At 31.0% G+C, this 17,377-nt stretch carries 16 protein-coding genes, 1 rRNA gene and 1 pseudogene; 17 read left to right on the plus strand and 1 reads right to left on the minus strand.

All coding sequences use genetic code 11. The features are described 5' to 3' along the window. The first annotated feature begins 12 nt into the window (after positions 1–12). The 4 genes and pseudogenes from T473_RS0113290 (at position 13) to T473_RS0113305 (ending at position 3,902) form a co-directional block, all read left to right on the plus strand. Entirely contained in the window at positions 13–1,041 is a 1,029-nt protein-coding gene (locus T473_RS0113290) for an ABC transporter substrate-binding protein (protein ID WP_024622340.1), read from the plus strand. 212 nt (positions 1,042–1,253) lie between these two features. Continuing rightward, positions 1,254–2,092, plus strand: a pseudogene (locus T473_RS16900) (fumarate hydratase). A 9-nt stretch (positions 2,093–2,101) separates the two neighbouring features. Then, the gene (locus T473_RS0113300; protein WP_024622341.1) at positions 2,102–2,650 is read left to right on the plus strand and encodes a Fe-S-containing hydro-lyase; all 549 of its coding nucleotides are present in this window, start codon (positions 2,102–2,104) and stop codon (positions 2,648–2,650) included. 70 nt (positions 2,651–2,720) lie between these two features. Beyond that, positions 2,721–3,902: an NAD(P)-dependent malic enzyme gene (locus tag T473_RS0113305; RefSeq protein WP_024622342.1), complete on the plus strand. Its 1,182-nt coding sequence runs from the start codon at positions 2,721–2,723 to the stop codon at positions 3,900–3,902. Positions 3,903–4,079: 177 nt separating this feature from the next. Here the strand turns inward: T473_RS0113305 and T473_RS0113310 are convergent, their stop codons facing one another. Continuing rightward, a complete protein-coding gene (locus T473_RS0113310; protein ID WP_024622343.1) occupies positions 4,080–4,922 on the minus strand; it encodes a CvfB family protein in 843 nt (280 codons plus the stop codon). A 177-nt stretch (positions 4,923–5,099) separates the two neighbouring features. Between T473_RS0113310 and T473_RS0113315 the strand changes: the two genes are divergently transcribed. The 13 genes from T473_RS0113315 to T473_RS0113375 all read left to right on the plus strand — a co-directional run. Further along, positions 5,100–5,837, plus strand: a complete 738-nt coding sequence (locus T473_RS0113315; protein WP_024622344.1) for a response regulator transcription factor — start codon at positions 5,100–5,102, stop codon at positions 5,835–5,837. Then, positions 5,827–7,293, plus strand: a complete 1,467-nt coding sequence (locus T473_RS0113320) for a HAMP domain-containing sensor histidine kinase (RefSeq protein WP_024622345.1) — start codon at positions 5,827–5,829, stop codon at positions 7,291–7,293. Before T473_RS0113315 ends, T473_RS0113320 begins: the two co-directional genes overlap by 11 nt. 195 nt (positions 7,294–7,488) lie before the next feature. Further along, complete coding sequence (locus T473_RS0113325) at positions 7,489–8,178, plus strand: polyphosphate polymerase domain-containing protein (protein WP_024622346.1); 690 nt, start codon at positions 7,489–7,491, stop codon at positions 8,176–8,178. A 198-nt stretch (positions 8,179–8,376) separates the two neighbouring features. After that, entirely contained in the window at positions 8,377–9,051 is a 675-nt protein-coding gene (locus T473_RS0113330; RefSeq protein WP_024622347.1) for a DUF4956 domain-containing protein, read from the plus strand. 15 nt (positions 9,052–9,066) lie between these two features. Next, complete coding sequence (locus T473_RS19465) at positions 9,067–10,086, plus strand: CotH kinase family protein (protein WP_051365929.1); 1,020 nt, start codon at positions 9,067–9,069, stop codon at positions 10,084–10,086. Positions 10,087–10,142: 56 nt separating this feature from the next. Continuing rightward, positions 10,143–10,886 (plus strand): CotH kinase family protein, encoded by a 744-nt coding sequence (locus T473_RS19470; protein WP_465220257.1) that lies wholly within the window; start codon positions 10,143–10,145, stop codon positions 10,884–10,886. A 573-nt stretch (positions 10,887–11,459) separates the two neighbouring features. Next, a complete protein-coding gene (locus T473_RS0113345) occupies positions 11,460–11,999 on the plus strand; it encodes a helix-turn-helix domain-containing protein (RefSeq protein WP_024622348.1) in 540 nt (179 codons plus the stop codon). Positions 12,000–12,018: 19 nt separating this feature from the next. Then, positions 12,019–13,059 (plus strand): spermidine/putrescine ABC transporter ATP-binding protein, encoded by a 1,041-nt coding sequence (gene potA, locus T473_RS0113350; RefSeq protein WP_024622349.1) that lies wholly within the window; start codon positions 12,019–12,021, stop codon positions 13,057–13,059. Continuing rightward, positions 13,059–13,904, plus strand: coding sequence for an ABC transporter permease (locus T473_RS0113355; protein WP_029791813.1), 846 nt, complete (start codon positions 13,059–13,061; stop codon positions 13,902–13,904). The genes potA and T473_RS0113355 overlap by 1 nt, the downstream gene beginning before the upstream one ends. Before the next feature lie 104 nt (positions 13,905–14,008). Then, positions 14,009–14,686: an ABC transporter permease gene (locus T473_RS0113360; RefSeq protein WP_024622351.1), complete on the plus strand. Its 678-nt coding sequence runs from the start codon at positions 14,009–14,011 to the stop codon at positions 14,684–14,686. After that, positions 14,686–15,738: an ABC transporter substrate-binding protein gene (locus T473_RS0113365; RefSeq protein WP_038300655.1), complete on the plus strand. Its 1,053-nt coding sequence runs from the start codon at positions 14,686–14,688 to the stop codon at positions 15,736–15,738. Before T473_RS0113360 ends, T473_RS0113365 begins: the two co-directional genes overlap by 1 nt. 350 nt (positions 15,739–16,088) lie before the next feature. Continuing rightward, positions 16,089–17,063, plus strand: coding sequence for a glycoside hydrolase family 73 protein (locus T473_RS0113370; protein WP_024622353.1), 975 nt, complete (start codon positions 16,089–16,091; stop codon positions 17,061–17,063). Positions 17,064–17,277: 214 nt separating this feature from the next. After that, a 16S ribosomal RNA gene (locus tag T473_RS0113375) occupies positions 17,278–17,377 on the plus strand; the annotation flags it as partial.

Raw genomic sequence — 17,377 nt, forward strand, 5'->3', positions numbered from 1 at the left:
GGGGGAAAGGGATTGAAAAGGGCAATATATATACTGCTAATGGCTATATTAATTATAAGTATAGTGATAGGATGTAGTAAAAGTGATGAAGTTGAAAAATCAGCTGAAGATAGAACATCCGTAGTCAGAGAGGTAAAAGTAGCGACACTAGACGGTCTGCCAGCTATTTCTGTAGCAAAACTCTACAATGAAACGCCAAAAATTAAAGAAGGATATGAGACTAGATATATCATCAATGATGATAAGGAAGAACTGCTTAACTCTCTTTTAGAATTTAATGTCGATATAGCTATTGTGACGCCTGATATAGCAGCAAGGGCATATAATCAAAATGGAAGATATAAGATAATGGGTACAATAGGAATGAACCCATACTATTTTGTATCAAATGAAGAGGGTGTAAATAGTATATCTGATTTAAAAAATAAAGAAGTAGTTAATGTTACTTATGGTGATGCAAGTGATGATGTTATTCAGATTACTTTAAATGAAAGTGGTGTAAATTCTGAAGATATTGAGATGAAAAATATAAATATTATGGACTATTATGAATCAGAGCCAAATATGATATCAGAGATAGAAGAAAATAAACCTATAAATGCTTTTGTTCCAGAACCAGTATTGACAACCCTTTTAAATGATAATTCAGAACGGAATATTAGAGTTGTAAAAGGAATTAACGATTCCTGGAAAGAAAACTATGCTAATTCTAAAGGTTGTCCGCAGTATACAATAGTTGTAAGAGATGACTTTTTAAATACAAATAATGATTTTGTAAACTCATTTGTAGGTCAAGTATCTACTAGTACAGATTGGGCAATTAAAAATCCTGAAGATACTGATAAATATATCAAAGAGATGGATGTTTCCCCGAAACTTAGAATAAGCAAAGAAACACTTGATAGATCTAATTTAAAATATACGCCAATTAATAATACAATAGCCGACTACAATAATTACTATAAAAAGGTTTTTAGTTTATCGAATAAATTAGAGGATGAGAGAGTCCCAGATGACTCGATATACTACATAGGAGATTGAAATATAAAATTTTAGGGTCATCTTTGAGACAATATTGCTTAAAGGTGACCCTATTTTTATTGTTTCATTTGATTATAAATATGGAGTAAATAATTTGAAGCTAGATGTTTTAAGTTTGAATATTGATATAAAAGGTTGAGAAGTTTGCATAGAGATGATAAAATATAGGTATTAATACGAATATTCTATAAGTAACATAGGAGGTAAGTTCGTTGAAGAAAATTAGTTCGGATAAAATAGTAGAAGCGGTAAAGAAGTTGTGTATAGAAGGTAATCTCTTCCTAGGAAAAGATGTAATCAATTCTTTTGAAGAAAACCTAAAGGTAGAAAAAAGTGATGCAGGAAAGAATATCTTAAATATATTGATAGAAAATGCTAATATTGCTAAAGAAAAAAGTATACCTATTTGCCAAGATACTGGTATGGCAGTTTTTTTTGTGGAAATTGGTCAAGAAGTATTGGTTGAAGGCGACACTCTTACTGAGGCAATAAATAAAGGGGTTAGAAGGGGATATACAGAAGGTTACCTTAGAAAATCTGTAGTAAGCCCTATAGAAAGAATTAACACAAAGGACAATACTCCAGCTATTATTCACTATGAAATGGTAAAAGGTGATAAGCTTAAAATTGAGTTTGCTGCAAAAGGTTTTGGAAGTGAAAACATGAGTAAAATGAAGATGCTTAAGCCTTCAGATGGATTGGAAGGAGTAAAGAAATTTATATTAGATACAGTTTCAGAAGCTGGTCCTAATCCATGTCCACCCATGGTTGTTGGCGTAGGAATAGGTGGTACTGTAGACAAGTGTGCGCAGATTGCTAAAAAGTCTTTGTTTAGAGAAATAGGAAAAAGAAATGAAGATAGTAGTATAGCTAATCTAGAAAATGAACTATTAGAGTCGATAAACAAACTAGGAATAGGACCACAAGGTTTGGGGGAACTACAACAGCATTAGATATACATATAGAAACATTTCCAACTCATATAGCAGGACTACCTGTTGTAGTAAACATCAACTGTCATGCGTCTAGACATAAAGAGATTGTATTGTAGGAGGATTATATGATAAATATAAATATGCCCGTAACTATAAATGATATTGAAAAACTAAACTGTGGAGATACAGTTTGTATAACAGGAACACTTTATACAGCAAGAGATGCTGCACATAAAAGGTTGATAAATTGCATAGATAAAGGTATTGACCTTCCTTTTGATGTAAATGGACAGGGAATATACTATGTGGGTCCTTCTCCAGCAAAACCAGGGGAGGTAATAGGGGCTGCTGGGCCAACTACAAGCTATAGGATGGACGACTTAACAGTTCCTTTATTAGAAAAGGGATTAAGAGTAATGATAGGTAAAGGAAAGAGAAATGATACAGTTATTGAAGGGATGAAAAAATACGGTGCGGTATATCTTGCAGCTATAGGTGGAGCTGGAGCGTATATATCAAATTCAATAAAAGAATGTGAAGTTATTGCTTACGATGATTTAGGAGCAGAGGCGATTAGAAGAATTGAAGTTAAAGATCTACAACTTGTAGTTGCAATAGATTGTAGAGGCAATAATATATATGAAATAGGAAGAGAAAAATTTAAAACAATATAAAAAAGATTAGTATATATAATAGATGATATAAATTTAAAATCAGAACAATCAAAATTTCGGGAGGATTATAATGTCTAAAAACTATTCAGAGATGGCACTTAAGATGCACGAGGAATGTAAAGGTAAAGTAGGATTAGAATGTAAGGTACCAGTCGAGAATATGGAAGATTTATCAGTAGCCTATACACCAGGAGTAGCGGAACCATGTGTAAGAATACATGAAAACAAAGATGATGTATACAAATATACTTCTAAAGGAAACTTAGTAGCTGTTGTAAGTGATGGAAGCGCTGTTTTAGGACTTGGAGATATAGGAGCTGAAGCATCAATACCAGTTATGGAAGGAAAATCTATACTTTTTAAAAAGTTTGGAGACGTTGATGCTTTCCCAATATGCTTAAGCACAAATGACGTGGATGAAATAGTAAATACTGTTAAACTAATGGAGCCAGTATTTGGAGGTATAAATCTTGAAGATATATCTTCTCCAAGATGTTTTGAAATTGAGGATAAGCTTAAAAAGTGTTTAGATATACCAGTATTTCACGACGATCAACATGGTACAGCTATAGTTGTAGCCGCAGCTATAATAAACGCAATAAAATTAATCGAAGATAAAAACATAGAAGATTTAGAAATAGTAATTAATGGATCTGGAGCAGCAGGAATTGCTATTGCAAAGATACTACTTGGGATGAACGTAAAAAATATAATTTTATGCAATAGAAGCGGTGCGATCGAAGCAACTATGGAGAGATTAAACTGGGCTCAAAGAGAAATGCTAGATATTACCAACAACAGAAATGAAACAGGGACTCTTAAAGATGTAATAAAAGGAAAAGATGTCTTTATAGGAGTTTCAGCTGCTAAAACACTTACAAAAGAAATGGTAGAAAGTATGAACGATAAGCCGATAATACTTGCAATGGCTAATCCAGTTCCAGAAATTCTTCCAGAAGAAGCAAAAGAAGCAGGAGCATTTGTAATGGGAACAGGTCGTTCAGATTTTCCTAACCAAGTAAATAATGTACTTGCATTCCCTGGAATATTCAGAGGAGCACTAGATGTAAGAGCTAGTAAAATAAATGAAGAAATGAAGATAGCTGCAGCTCAAGCGATAGCAAATACTATTACAGACGCAGAGATATCTGTTGATTATATACTTCCAGATGTGTTTAATAAAAACGTAACGAAAAATGTTATAGAAGCAGTAAAAGAAGCAGCTATCAAAACTGGTGTAAATAGAATATAATATGATTTTATATAGAATGAATCTTATCAAAGTATCTTTACACTAGTTGGTTTATAAAAAGTTTTTTAGTTTATAGTGAGTTATAAAACTTGTGTTTTTAATCTAGTAAATTATAGATAATATAAATTTAGAGAATAAAAGAGGAATACCATTTATGGTATTCCTCTTTTAGTTAAATTATTTTAAAGAAGTTCCATCTTCGTCTTGTGTAATTAAATCTTTTTTCATTAGCACTCCAAGAGCTCTTTTAAAATTTTTTTTACTAGAATTAAATAGAATAGATATATCTTTAGGCTCTGATTTATCGTTAAATCTCATAAAACCATCAGAACCTTCTAAATAACTGAGAATTTTCTTTTCTAGATCATCAAGCTCGTCTTTTCTCTCTTGTCTAGGTGTAAGTCCTAGTTTTCCATCTTCATAGATTTTTATAACTCTTAGTTCCTTTAAAACGTCTCCCTCTTTTAATTCATTGTAATACTCATTGTGGAGAATAACTGCTGCATATTTGTGGTCTACACAAATCATAGCAGAGTTATTAGATTGGAATCCGTACACTATACCATTTACTAGATCTCCAACATTATACTCGTGATCAGTATCTAGATGTAGGTCAATATCAGTAGTAGCGGCAATTCTCTCACTTTTATCTAAGTATATATAAAATAAATATTTTTCATCTCTAAAAATAGTATAAGTTTTTTCTTTAAAAGGTACGAGTATATCTTTAGTAAGTCCAATATCTACAAAGCTTCCTATTTCTGTATTATCTACAACTTTTAAGTAAGCTACATCTCCGACCTTTGCAATTGGAGGAATAAGAGTAGCAGCAATTCTATCATCAGAATCCTTAAATATAAAAGCGTCCACTTCGTCCCCTATATCGACCTTGTTCTCTCCAAGCAATCTATTATGAAGAAGAATATCATCTTTTGTGTTATTAGTCATACCATCTAAAAAATAACCAAATTCAGTTTTTCTTTTTACTTCTAGTTTATTGTAATTTCCTATTTCTATCAAATAATTCACCTCTTAATATATTATCTTCTTATCTTATAATAACATACAGGATTGAGTAATAATATAAAAAAAAATTGGTAGTTGCCACAAAATTGCCACATGTTAATTTTTTTTTTATAAAAGAATTTCAATAAAAAACTGTTATAATTTATCTTAACTAGTGTGCAGGAGGTTATTATGTCAAAACTAATATATATAGCTGATGATGAAGAAAATATTAGAAAACTTGTAAAAAAGTTTTTAGAAGATGATGGTCACAAGGTTAATGACTTTGAAAATGGAAGTAGACTATTAGAAGAGTTTTATATAAAAAAATGTGATTTTGTTATATTAGATATTATGATGCCGGGTTTAGATGGATTTCAGGTGTGTACAAAACTAAGAGAGATTAGTACTGTTCCGATAATAATGTTAACAGCCAGAGATACTGATGTGGATTATATAGCAGGTCTTACACTTGGTAGCGATGATTACTTTACAAAGCCATTTAGTCCAATGGCGCTCGTTATGAGAGTGAGATCTATTTTTAGAAGAATTGAATTTGAAAAAGATCAAGGGGAAAACGACGATTTGTATATAAATCATAATTTGAATAATTTGGATCGAAGAGAACTTAGATTCGGGGATGTAATTATAGATGAACTAAGTAAGACAGTAAAGTACGGATTGGATGGAAATATCTATCTAACCCCAAATGAGTATAATCTAATGACTTATCTTTTTAAGAACAATGATAGAGCAATATCTAGAGAAGAACTTCTGGACAAAATTTGGGGTTATAATATTGAAGTAGAGACTAGAGCCGTAGACGATACAGTTAAAAGACTTAGAAAAAAGATATTGTGCACAAATATTTCTATTGAGACGGTGTGGGGCTATGGATTTAGGTTAAAAGAAGGTGTAGATGATAAATAAATTTAAAAGAGCATTTGACTATAAGATAAAAGCAAAGAAATTTAGTATTAAAGTGAGAATTTTAGCCAGCATAATGTGTTTGATTACTGTAGTATTTTTAGCGATTATTCTCTCTTTTAACATACTTTTAGACAAGTATGTTAAATCAAGCTCAAGTGAACAGTTGACAAGGGCGAGACTTAGTGTAGAAAAAATAAGTGATCTCCCTAGACCATTGAAACCTCCAATTGATAGAAAGATGGATGAACCTAAGGAGTTTTCCGAATTTATGAGAAATGTACAAGAAAAAGTAAGATTAGCCGAAATTGAATCTGATGCTAACGCTATGGTTGTAAATTCAAAATACGATTTGGTATTTCCTAATAGATATGATGATTATTTAAAAGATATAGATGAAATGGAAAACATAAACAAATGGTTAAAAAGAGAAAACTTCGATTTAAAATACAAGAATAATATAAAAGTATCTACAACAGATAGGGATTACTATATATCTAGTGTAGATATATCAAATCAAAATGAAAGCAAAGATCAGTACCTTATCATGTTTATAGATACAACAAGCACAATGAATTTGGCAAAGTGGATAAACCTAGTTCTAATACTAATCATGTGTGTTGCAGAAGTAATGTCTATAATAATAGCTTTATTGTTATCTGAAAAGATAGCAAGCCCTATAAAGGAATTGTCGAGCTTTGCAAAGCAAATAGGAGAAGGCGATTTTAGAACAATAGCAAAAGATTATTCTGATGAAGAACTTTCAGAGTTGTTTAAAGTTATGAATAAAAGCGCTGAATATCTGGATAAGTACGATAAAGAGCAAAAAACATTTTTTCAAAACGCATCTCATGAACTAAGAACTCCTCTTATGTCTATAAAAGGATATGCAGAAGCCATTAAGTACAATGTCATAGAAAAAGGTGAAGCCAGTGAAATTATATTAGAGGAGAGTGACAGGTTAAGTGAAATGGTAGAAGATCTTCTATATATTTCTAAAGTAGACAATATAACAAAGAGTTATATACTCACTGAGTGTGATTTAAGAGAGGTACTTTCAAATTGTTGTATAAAATTAAATGCAAAAGCTAAAAATAGTAAAATAGAGTTTATATACGACTTTAAGAGTAAACCAGTGTTGTATAAATGCGATGAGAAGCACCTAACTAGAGCGTTTTTCAATTTGATTGAGAATAGTTTAAGGTACGCTCACAATAATATATTTATTAGATGTAAGTGTTTTGAAGACCAGATAAGAATAGAGATTGAGGACGACGGGTCTGGAATTTCGAATGAAGATTTACCTTATATATTTGATAGGTTTTATAAAGGTGAAGGTGGAAAACATGGAATAGGGCTTTCTATAGTAGAATCCATAATAGAGAAACACAGTGGGGCTATAACTGCATCAAATGGCAAACTGGGAGCTGTATTTTTAATTGAGTTTCCCATAATATAACTATAAAGTAACGGGCAATGAACCTGTAAAGTTATTAGGTAGTGTAAAAAATACCGATAATTTTTACAGGTTTTTTATTTATTAAAATCATATTTTGCATAATCCTCAATTTTGCCACAAATTTGCCTGCAATTTACGGAGAAATGGTGCATGGATATATTTTATAATTAAAAAGCAAAGGAAAGGAGTGAGTATATGAAAAGTAATTTTAAATATAGATTTGAGATAAAACATAAGATAAATGATGCAGATGTAGTTTCTATAAAATCAAAACTATCTAGAGTTATGAAAATTGACAAAAACTCATCTGGAGAAGGGATGTATACTATAAGAAGTTTGTACTTTGATTCGCCTGAAAATAAGGCTGTTGCAGAAAAGTTAGATGGGGTTCCCTATAGAGAAAAGTTTAGAATACGATTTTATAATTATGACTCCAGCTTTATCAGACTAGAAAAAAAGATAAAAAACAACGGACTGACACTTAAGTTTTCCGCTGCTCTTACAAAAGATGAAGTAGTAAAGATTTTAAATAACGATATAGGATTTTTAAAAGAATCAAATGATACTTTGCTAAAGGAGTTCTATATAAAGTTAAAATGCACAAGGTTACAGCCAAAATCAATAGTTGATTATGAAAGGGAAGCATATATATATCCACTTGGTAATGTGAGAATAACGCTTGACCGAAATATAAGAAAGGTGGTGAATTCGTTAGATCCATTTGAATACGATACTTTGTCGGCTCCCATAGTAGAAAATGAAATGAGTGTACTTGAGGTAAAATACGATGAGTTTATTCCAGATTTTGTACGGGACTTAATTCAAATAAATAAATGCAGTAGTACTGCTATATCAAAGTATGTTTCAAGCAGATTGTATATATAGGGATAAAAGCTGTAAATTAAATTTTATATGTAGTTTAATCTAATATTAAAGTTTAGAAATTAATGACTAATCAATGAGAAAAGATGAATTATGTTAACGATAATTAAGAAAAGAGTAATTAAGAAATAACTAATTAAGTAAAAATATTTAATCAGATAAAATAAGAGAAATCTTAAAATAAGAGAGGATGAATTGGAAATGACGTTTAATGATATTTTTAAATCGAGCTTTATAGAAAAGGTATCAGGGTTTTCTATAATAGACAGCACCTTAGCTTTAGGAGCCGCTTTTTTAGTAGGAATGTTTATATATTTGGTATACAAGAAGACTTTTATGGGGGTTATGTACTCCAGACCGTTTAATATATCTTTAGTAGCGCTTACTGTGCTGACTACTTTTGTTATACTTGCGGTTACATCAAATGTAGTATTATCGCTAGGTATGGTAGGAGCGTTATCAATAGTGCGTTTTAGAACAGCTATAAAAGATCCAATGGATTTAGTGTTCTTATTTTGGTCTCTGGCTTCAGGAATTGTACTTGGAGCTGGACTATTACCTCTTGCCGTTTTAGGCTCTATGATTATAGGACTTATACTAGTAGTATTCTCAAATAAGACTATAAATTCAACACCGTACATACTTATGGTAGATTGTGATACAGAGCATGCTGAAAAAGAGACTATGGCTATGGTTAAAAAAGTATTTACGAAGTACCAATTAAAATCAAAAAGTATTACTAGGGAAAAGGGAATTGAATTAGTTGTAGAGGTTAGGATGAAGGATGGAGAAACAGACTTTGTCAATAAATTAAACAATGTACTAGGAGTTTCTAATACAGTTCTTGTAAGCTACAATGGAGATTATGTAGCTTAGAGAGGAGTAGTTTATATGAAGAAAAACAAGAGTCTTTTACTACTGACCTCAGTAATGGCAGTATTTATATGCATAATAATAGGCTTGTATATCATTTCGGACGTAACTAGTGTTGATTTATTTGACAATACATATATTGAAAAATATTTTGATAAAGAAAAAGTAATGAATATAAATCTTGAGATATCAGAGGAAGATTTAAAAGATATGGATGAAAATGCGATTAAAGAAGAGTTCAAACTAGGCAATGTTAGAATAAACGGTGATGATTACAATAATGTCGGAGTTAGAACTAAAGGAAACTCTAGTCTTACATCGGTTGCCAACAGCGATAGTAACCGTTACAGTTTCAAGATAAGTTTTGATAAATACAATAGTGGGCAAAGCATGAAAGGTTTATCTACGTTAAACTTAAACAACAATTATTCAGATCCATCGTATATGAGAGAATACATAACATACAGTATATGTAAAGATATGGAGCTAGCAACTCCAGAGTTTGCATTTGCAAAAGTATCTATAAATGGTAAGTATCATGGACTTTATCTTGCAGTAGAAGATATAGGGGATTCTTATTTAGAAAATAACTTTGGAGATACAACTGGAGAATTGTATAAGGCTGAAGAGCGAGCTACACTAGTTTATCAGAATGACGACAGCGAGAGTTATTCATCTCTAGTTTATAAAGGCGATAAGAAGAATAACTCTTGGTCAAATGTTACTAAATTACTTAAGTCACTAAAAACAGGTAAAGATGTAGAGAAGTATATAGATGTAGATTCAGTGTTAAAAAATACTGCGATAAACACAGCTTTACTAAATTTAGACAGTTACCAAGGTAACTTTGCTCATAACTACTATTTGTATGAGCAAGATGGAGTATTTACAATGTTACCATGGGATTTCAATATGTCTTTTGGAGGCTTTGGAGGAGCTGGAGGTATGTCTAGAAAAGGGGAAAAGGTGGGCAGACGGATAATAATCAACATACAGAAAATCAAGCATCGAATAAAGAAACTAAGAGTGATAATTTAACAGGCAATGAGAAGGAAAGAAATCAGGCCAATGATGCACAAAAAGATGAGCAAAGTATATATATAGATGAGCCAACTACAGGAAGTATGAATGAACGACCCCTTGTATCTACAATACTTAAAGATAGTGAGTATAAAGAGAAATATCATATATACTTAAATGAGATAGTTACAAAGTATTTAGATTCAGACTATCTAGAAAACATGACAACAAAAGTAGCAGATTTAATAGACCCATATGTTAAAGACGATCCAACTAGATTTTATAGTTATGAGGACTTTAAAACAAATATGACCTCAAAAGTAGAAGGAAGTAGTGATAATAAGGGCCAAAAATCAACTCCAGGAATTCTAGAAGTAGCACAAAAAATGAGCAATACTATAAATTCGCAGCTTTCAGGAGAGACATCATCTGTAAAAGATAAAAATACGGAAGAGACATCAGAGGCATCTACTGTTTCTCCAGAGGATATTGGAAATGCAAAAGATTTTGATAATAAAAGAGAAAATTCACCCCAAAATGGAGATCAACCACCTGGAAACGGTAATATGAATGGAGATATACCACAAAATAGAGATTTACCTGCAGATGCAGGGGTTAAGTCGAATACAAAAAACAATGATCCAAACGGAGCAAATAGAGAAGCTCCAACAAATAAAGGAAACTCTAAAATGGGTGAAAATCCTAATGGCAGAGGAAATTCTAAGCAAAATTTAATCATAGTTGGTATATCTATATTGATTATGATTATTGCGTTAATATTTACAAAGTTATTTAGGAAGAGGAGGATGTTTAGATAAAATTATGAATTTTATTTACCATATTATTAATGGAATTTATTCTATGAAGTACTAGTAACGTTACTAATTACCACTAAAGTATTTAATAATGGAAATACTATAATACACTATAACACTATTTAACCTAATTATTGAACCACTATTTGGAGCATATCAGTATGATTTAAATGGACCTGCGTGGTTTATGGTTAGGGAGCTTTATATATTAAACATTTCAGAACTTATAGAGACAGCTCTCTTTCATTGAAAGAGGGCCATTTATTTGATTATAAAACTATTACTATAAACAATTAAAATTAGAACTATTGCGATATATTGATTAATAAAAAATATCAATATATCGCTTTTTCAAATAAAAAATAAAGAAGTTACATACACTAAACTTTAAAATTATTAATATAAACTTATTTTTCATTTCCATGATAAATGTATTTATACAACTTGGTTTCAGGAAAAACCGAAAAATCAAAAAAATCAAAAAAACACTTGAAATTATATGCGTATTTATATATAATTAGCTATGTTGTTTAGAAAAATTAAACTTAATGTTTAGTAAAAATTAGGAGGAACAAAATGGATATCGGTGAAAAAATCAGAAGGCTAAGGATAGAGAAACAGCTGACCCAGGAAGAGTTAGCAAATAGATGCGAACTATCAAAAGGTTTTATATCACAGATTGAAAATAATTTGACATCACCATCCATAGCGACATTAATAGATATATTAGAAATTTTAGGAACAGATTTAAGAGAGTTTTTCAATGAAAGAAATGATGAAAGAATAACTTTCACAAAAGAAGATATGTTTGAAACTGAAGATGAAGAGCTAAACTACAAATTAAAGTGGCTTGTGCCAAATGCACAAAAAAATGAGATGGAGCCAATTATAATTACTCTAGAATCTTCGGGTAGATATAAAGAAGAAAAGCCTCATGAAGGTGAGGAATTTGGATATGTATTGGCAGGATCTATATATGTTCATATGGGTAGTAAAAAAATGAAAGTTAAAAAGGGAGAGAGTTTTTATTTTAGATCACGCGAAAATCACTATATTTCAAATGAAGGAAAAACTATAGCAAAGGTTCTTTGGGTGACGACTCCTCCATCATTCTAAAAAGAGAGGTGTTGGATAATTGAAAAATATTGTAGAACTAAAAAATATATCAAAAGCGTATGAAGATAATATCGTATTAGATAATTTCAACTTAGAGATAAGGAAAAATGAGTTTTTGACTTTGTTAGGTCCTAGCGGTTGTGGTAAGACTACAACACTTAAGATTATCGCAGGATTTGAATTTGCTGATGAAGGTCAAGTAGTCTTTGAAGGGAAGGAAATTAGCGATGTCCCACCATATGAAAGAAGTGTTAATACTGTTTTTCAAAAGTATGCATTATTTCCTCATATGGATGTTTATGAAAACATAGCTTTTGGACTTAAAATAAAAAGAGTCGAAAAAAGCATGATAGACCAAAAGGTAAAGGACATGTTAAAGCTTGTTGCCCTAAGTGGGTTTGAAAACAGAAAAGTCGAGTCCCTAAGTGGTGGACAGCAACAGAGGGTCGCTATCGCAAGAGCATTAGTAAATGAGCCAAAGGTATTATTACTAGACGAGCCATTAGGAGCACTAGATTTAAAACTTAGACAAGAGATGCAAATTGAGCTAAAGAGAATCCAACAAAAACTTGGAATTACATTTATATTTGTAACTCACGATCAAGAAGAAGCTTTAACAATGTCTGATACTATAATTGTAATGAACAAAGGAAAGATACAACAAATGGGAACTCCAGAAGATATATACAATGAGCCAGAAAATGCTTTTGTAGCGAAATTTATTGGTGAAAGTAATGTAATCGACGGAGTAATGTTAGATGACTACAGAGTTAAGTTTTCCGGAATTGAATTTGAATGCGTCGATAAAGGTTTTGAGAAAAACGAAAATATAGAAGTTGTTGTAAGACCAGAAGATATAAAAATGGTAGATCCAGCGAAAGGGATGCTTAAAGGAAAAGTCATATCTTCTGTATTTAAAGGGGTTCACTACGAAATGGAATTAGATGAAAATGGAAGAACTTGGCTTATTCAAAACACAAAAAATGCAGAAATTGGTACTGAATTAGGCATGGATATATATCCAGAAGACATTCATATAATGAAAAAAGTGAGAAGCTAATGAAGATAACACAAAAAAAATCAATTCTAGCTTACCCTTATTTCGTGTGGAGTCTAATTTTTATAGTAATCCCCTTATTACTAGTTGTGTTTTTTAGTTTTACTAAAGAAGTAGGTACTGGTTATGTTTTTACTCTTGAGAACTACAAAGATGTAATAAGTCCAATATACGCTAAGGTGTTTGGACGATCAATAGTACTAGCAGGCGGTGCAACTTTGTTATGTCTTGTTATTGGATATCCAGTAGCATTTTTAATTTCAAAGTTTCCTGTAAGTAAAAGAGGTAAATTAATCTTATTATTTATTTTACCTATGTGGATGAACTTCCTTCTTAGAACTTATGCTTGGGTTGCAATACTAGGCAAAAACGGACTTTTAAATACGTTTTTAGGATTTTTCGGAATAGAGGGAATAAATATCCTTTATACAAATTACGCTGTACTTCTAGGTATGGTTTACAATTTCTTGCCATTTATGGTACTGCCTATATACACAGCGCTGTCAAAGATGGATGAAGATCTTATAAATGCAGCTCACGATTTGGGAGCTAACAACTTAACTGTATTTAGGAAGATAATCTTTCCATTAAGTTTACCCGGAGTTTTTTCTGGAATAACTATGGTGTTTATGCCGGCAGTAACGACATTTGCCATCTCGAGACTACTAGGAGGCGGAAAAGTTATGCTTGTTGGAGATTTAATCGAGCAGCAGTTCACAGTAGTGGGTGACTGGAATTTCGGATCCGCAATATCTATGTTTATGATGGTAATTATCCTTATATCTATGGCTATCATGTCTAAGATGGACGATGATTCAGGCACGGAAGGCGGTGGATTCCTATTTTAAAGTTAAAGAAAGCAATATCCAATGTATATTTATTTTTAGTGTTCTTGTTCTTATATGCACCGATATTCGCGCTAGTACTATTTTCATTTAACGATTCCAAGTACATGTCTAAATGGGATGGATTCACATTTAAATGGTACGGTCAATTATTTCAAAATGAAGGTATAATGAGTGCACTGTATTATACAGTTACAATTGCAATCATCGCATCAGTTCTTGCTACTATTATAGGTACAATTAGTGCGATAGGGATCGTAAAAATGAGAGGAAAGAGTAAAAAGTTGATTTTAAATATTAACTACATTCCTATTTTAAATACAGAGATAGTTACAGCAGTAGCTATAATGAGTTTATTTATATTTGTAAAAATGGAATTTGGTTTTATGACTATGCTCTTAGCCCATATAATGTTCTGCACTCCTTACGTAATACTTTCAGTTTTACCTAAGATCAAGCAACTTCCTGAAAATATTGAAGATGCAGCGATGGATTTAGGGGCTACACCGATGTACGCTCTTAGAAAAGTAATTCTTCCTCAAATAAAACCGGGGATAATCTCGGGATTTTTAATTGCATTTACAATGTCTATAGATGACTTTATAATAAGTTTCTTTAACACAGGAAATGGTGTAAGTAACTTGTCTATAGAGATATATGGAATGGCGAGAAGAGGAATTAAACCAGAGATAAACGCTTTGTCTACAATAATGTTTACAGTAGTTTTAGCACTGCTTTTATTATCAAATAAAAAGCAGTCTATAGTAGGAGGGGATAAAAAATAATGAAAACAAAAAAAATATTATCTCTTTTACTTGTTTTAATTATGTCTGTATTAATGTTTACAGGATGTAATAAATCTGCAGATACATCTAAGAAAGTCTTGTACGTATATAATGTTGGAGACTATATAGATGAAACTCTTCTTAAAAAGTTTGAAAAAGAAACTGGAATTAAAGTACAGTACGAAACTTACGATACAAATGAAATGATGTACCAAAAAGTAAAAAGTGGAAGTACAAACTACGATTTAGTATTTCCATCAGACTATATGGTCGAAAAAATGAAAAATGAAGATTTATTAGAAAAAATAGATTTTAAAAATATACCTAATTTTAAATATATAGACGATGGATTTTTAGATCCAGAGTATGACAAGACTAATGAGTACAGTGTACCTTATATGTGGGGGACGCTGGGGATACTTTACAATAAAAAAGAAGTCAAGGAACCTATAGAATCATGGGATATACTTTGGGATTCTAAGTATAAAGGAAATATGATGGTGTTTGACTCTGTTAGAGATACTATTGGAATAACACTAAAAAAGCTAGGATATAGTATGAACAGTACAAATCCTAAAGAAATTGATAAGGCAAAAAAATTATTATTAAAGCAAAAAGACTTAGTTTTAGCTTATGTTAATGATGAAGGTAAAGATCGACTACTTGGAGAAGAAGTAGCCATGGGTATGATCTATTCTGGAGATGCAGTTACATTAAAGGATGAAAATCCTAATTTAGAGTATGCAATACCTAAAGAAGGTACAAATAAATGGATTGACGCGATGTGTATTCCAAATACAAATAAGAATAAAAAAGAAGCAGAGATGTTTATAAATTTCTTATTAGATCCTGAAAACGCAAAGGTGAATACTGAGTATATAGGTTACTCTACACCTAATAACGGAGCTTTAGAACTTTTGGATGACGAAATAAAAAACGATCCTGTAGCATATCCATCAGATGAAGTTTTGAATAAGTGCGAGACTTTTGTGGATATTGGGGATAGTATCAAGCTTTATGATAAGGCTTGGATAGAATTAAAATCAAAATAAACTTTATATGTAGTTTAGATATATATAATGACAAAATAAAAAGATATTGCAAGTTTATTGCAATATCTTTTTTGTGTAAATATTCATAGTGCGATTCTCAAACCAATTAATGAGGCATTTTTAGTTCATCCATTTTCTGAATTTTCAATGAAAAAATTACCTCCCTGAAATACAAATATATTCCATATTAATTTATAATTACGATAAATAAGTGAAATATTATAAGGATTATTTATAACTAAAAAAACTCTGTGTATTGATTTTAATAAATGTACATCTTTTTAAAAAAAGATAAGTGTGTTAAAATTATTAAAATAAATTCATTTATTTAGTAATAAGAAAGGATAATTATGCCTAACAAGACTGAGAAAAGTATAAAAAAGAATAAAAGAAGAAATAGCAGATTTAAAAGAGGTATAAAAACAATTTTTATAACTATCACAACTATATTAAGTATAATTGTCTTATTTAATGTTACTAAAACGTTAGAAGAGCTATTTGGTAGTAAAAATATAGAAGACTCAAAAGTCGAATACTATGTAAATATTGCAGATAAGGTTAGTGATGGAAAAGCTCAAGTGAGTTGGAAAGATATATTAGCTATAGAATCTGTAAAAAATGATGGCGATTTAAGTGAAGTAAGAAAAAATGACAGTATAAAAATTGGTGAAAAATTTTTAATAAAAGATAAAGATGAAGAAGGAAAGACTGTATATAAAGTAAAAAAACTTGACAATGTATTAAATGAGTTACATTTTACTGAAGTACAAAAGGAAGAAGTCCATCAAAATATTTCAGACTTAGAATATGTATTTTTAGGAAAAACACTTGATAAAAATGATTACAGAGTTTTATTTATTAAACAAATGGAGGATGCAGCTATAGAAAACTATTATGAATTCGGAATACTGCCTTCAATAACAATTAGCCAAGCGATATTAGAATCTGGATGGGGTAATTCAGTTCTTACTGAAAAGAGCAATAATTTATTTGGAATAAAAGCAGATCAAAGATGGAATGGTGATAAATTTGTAATTGAAACCACAGAAAATTACAATGATAAGATAGTTGCAAACTTTAGATCATACAGTTCTCTAAAAGATTCAGTAATGGATTATGGTAAATTCCTAACAGAAAACAGCCGTTATACAAAGCATGGTTTATTTGAGTCTAAGCTTTATACAGATCAAGCACAATCCTTAGAAGATGCTGGATATAGCACTAAGATAAATGAACGTGGAGAGAAAATATATGCCGATATGTTGATAGAAGTTATAAAAAACTACAATTTACAGATTATCGACAATAAAGTAATGGAACAATAAAAAATAAAAAAATGTAAAAAAGTGTTGACTCATGTAAAAAAAGATGATATAGTTATACTTGTCCTTAAGAAAGAGACAAACGAAACACAACAAGAAAAACAATAAACAAAAGAACATTGAAAATTAAACAGTAGGTTAATTTATAAGAAAACAAGAAACAAACCATATAAAGCCAGATATTAAAGATAACGATAGTATCTGAGCAGGTCAAATTATTATTGAGAGTTTGATCCTGGCTCAGGATGAACGCTGGCGGCGTGCCTAACACATGCAAGTCGAGCGAACCCCTTCGGGGGAGAGCGGCGGACGGKKGA

Source organism: Clostridioides mangenotii TR, from assembly GCF_000498755.1.
GTDB lineage: Bacteria > Bacillota > Clostridia > Peptostreptococcales > Peptostreptococcaceae > Metaclostridioides > Metaclostridioides mangenotii_A.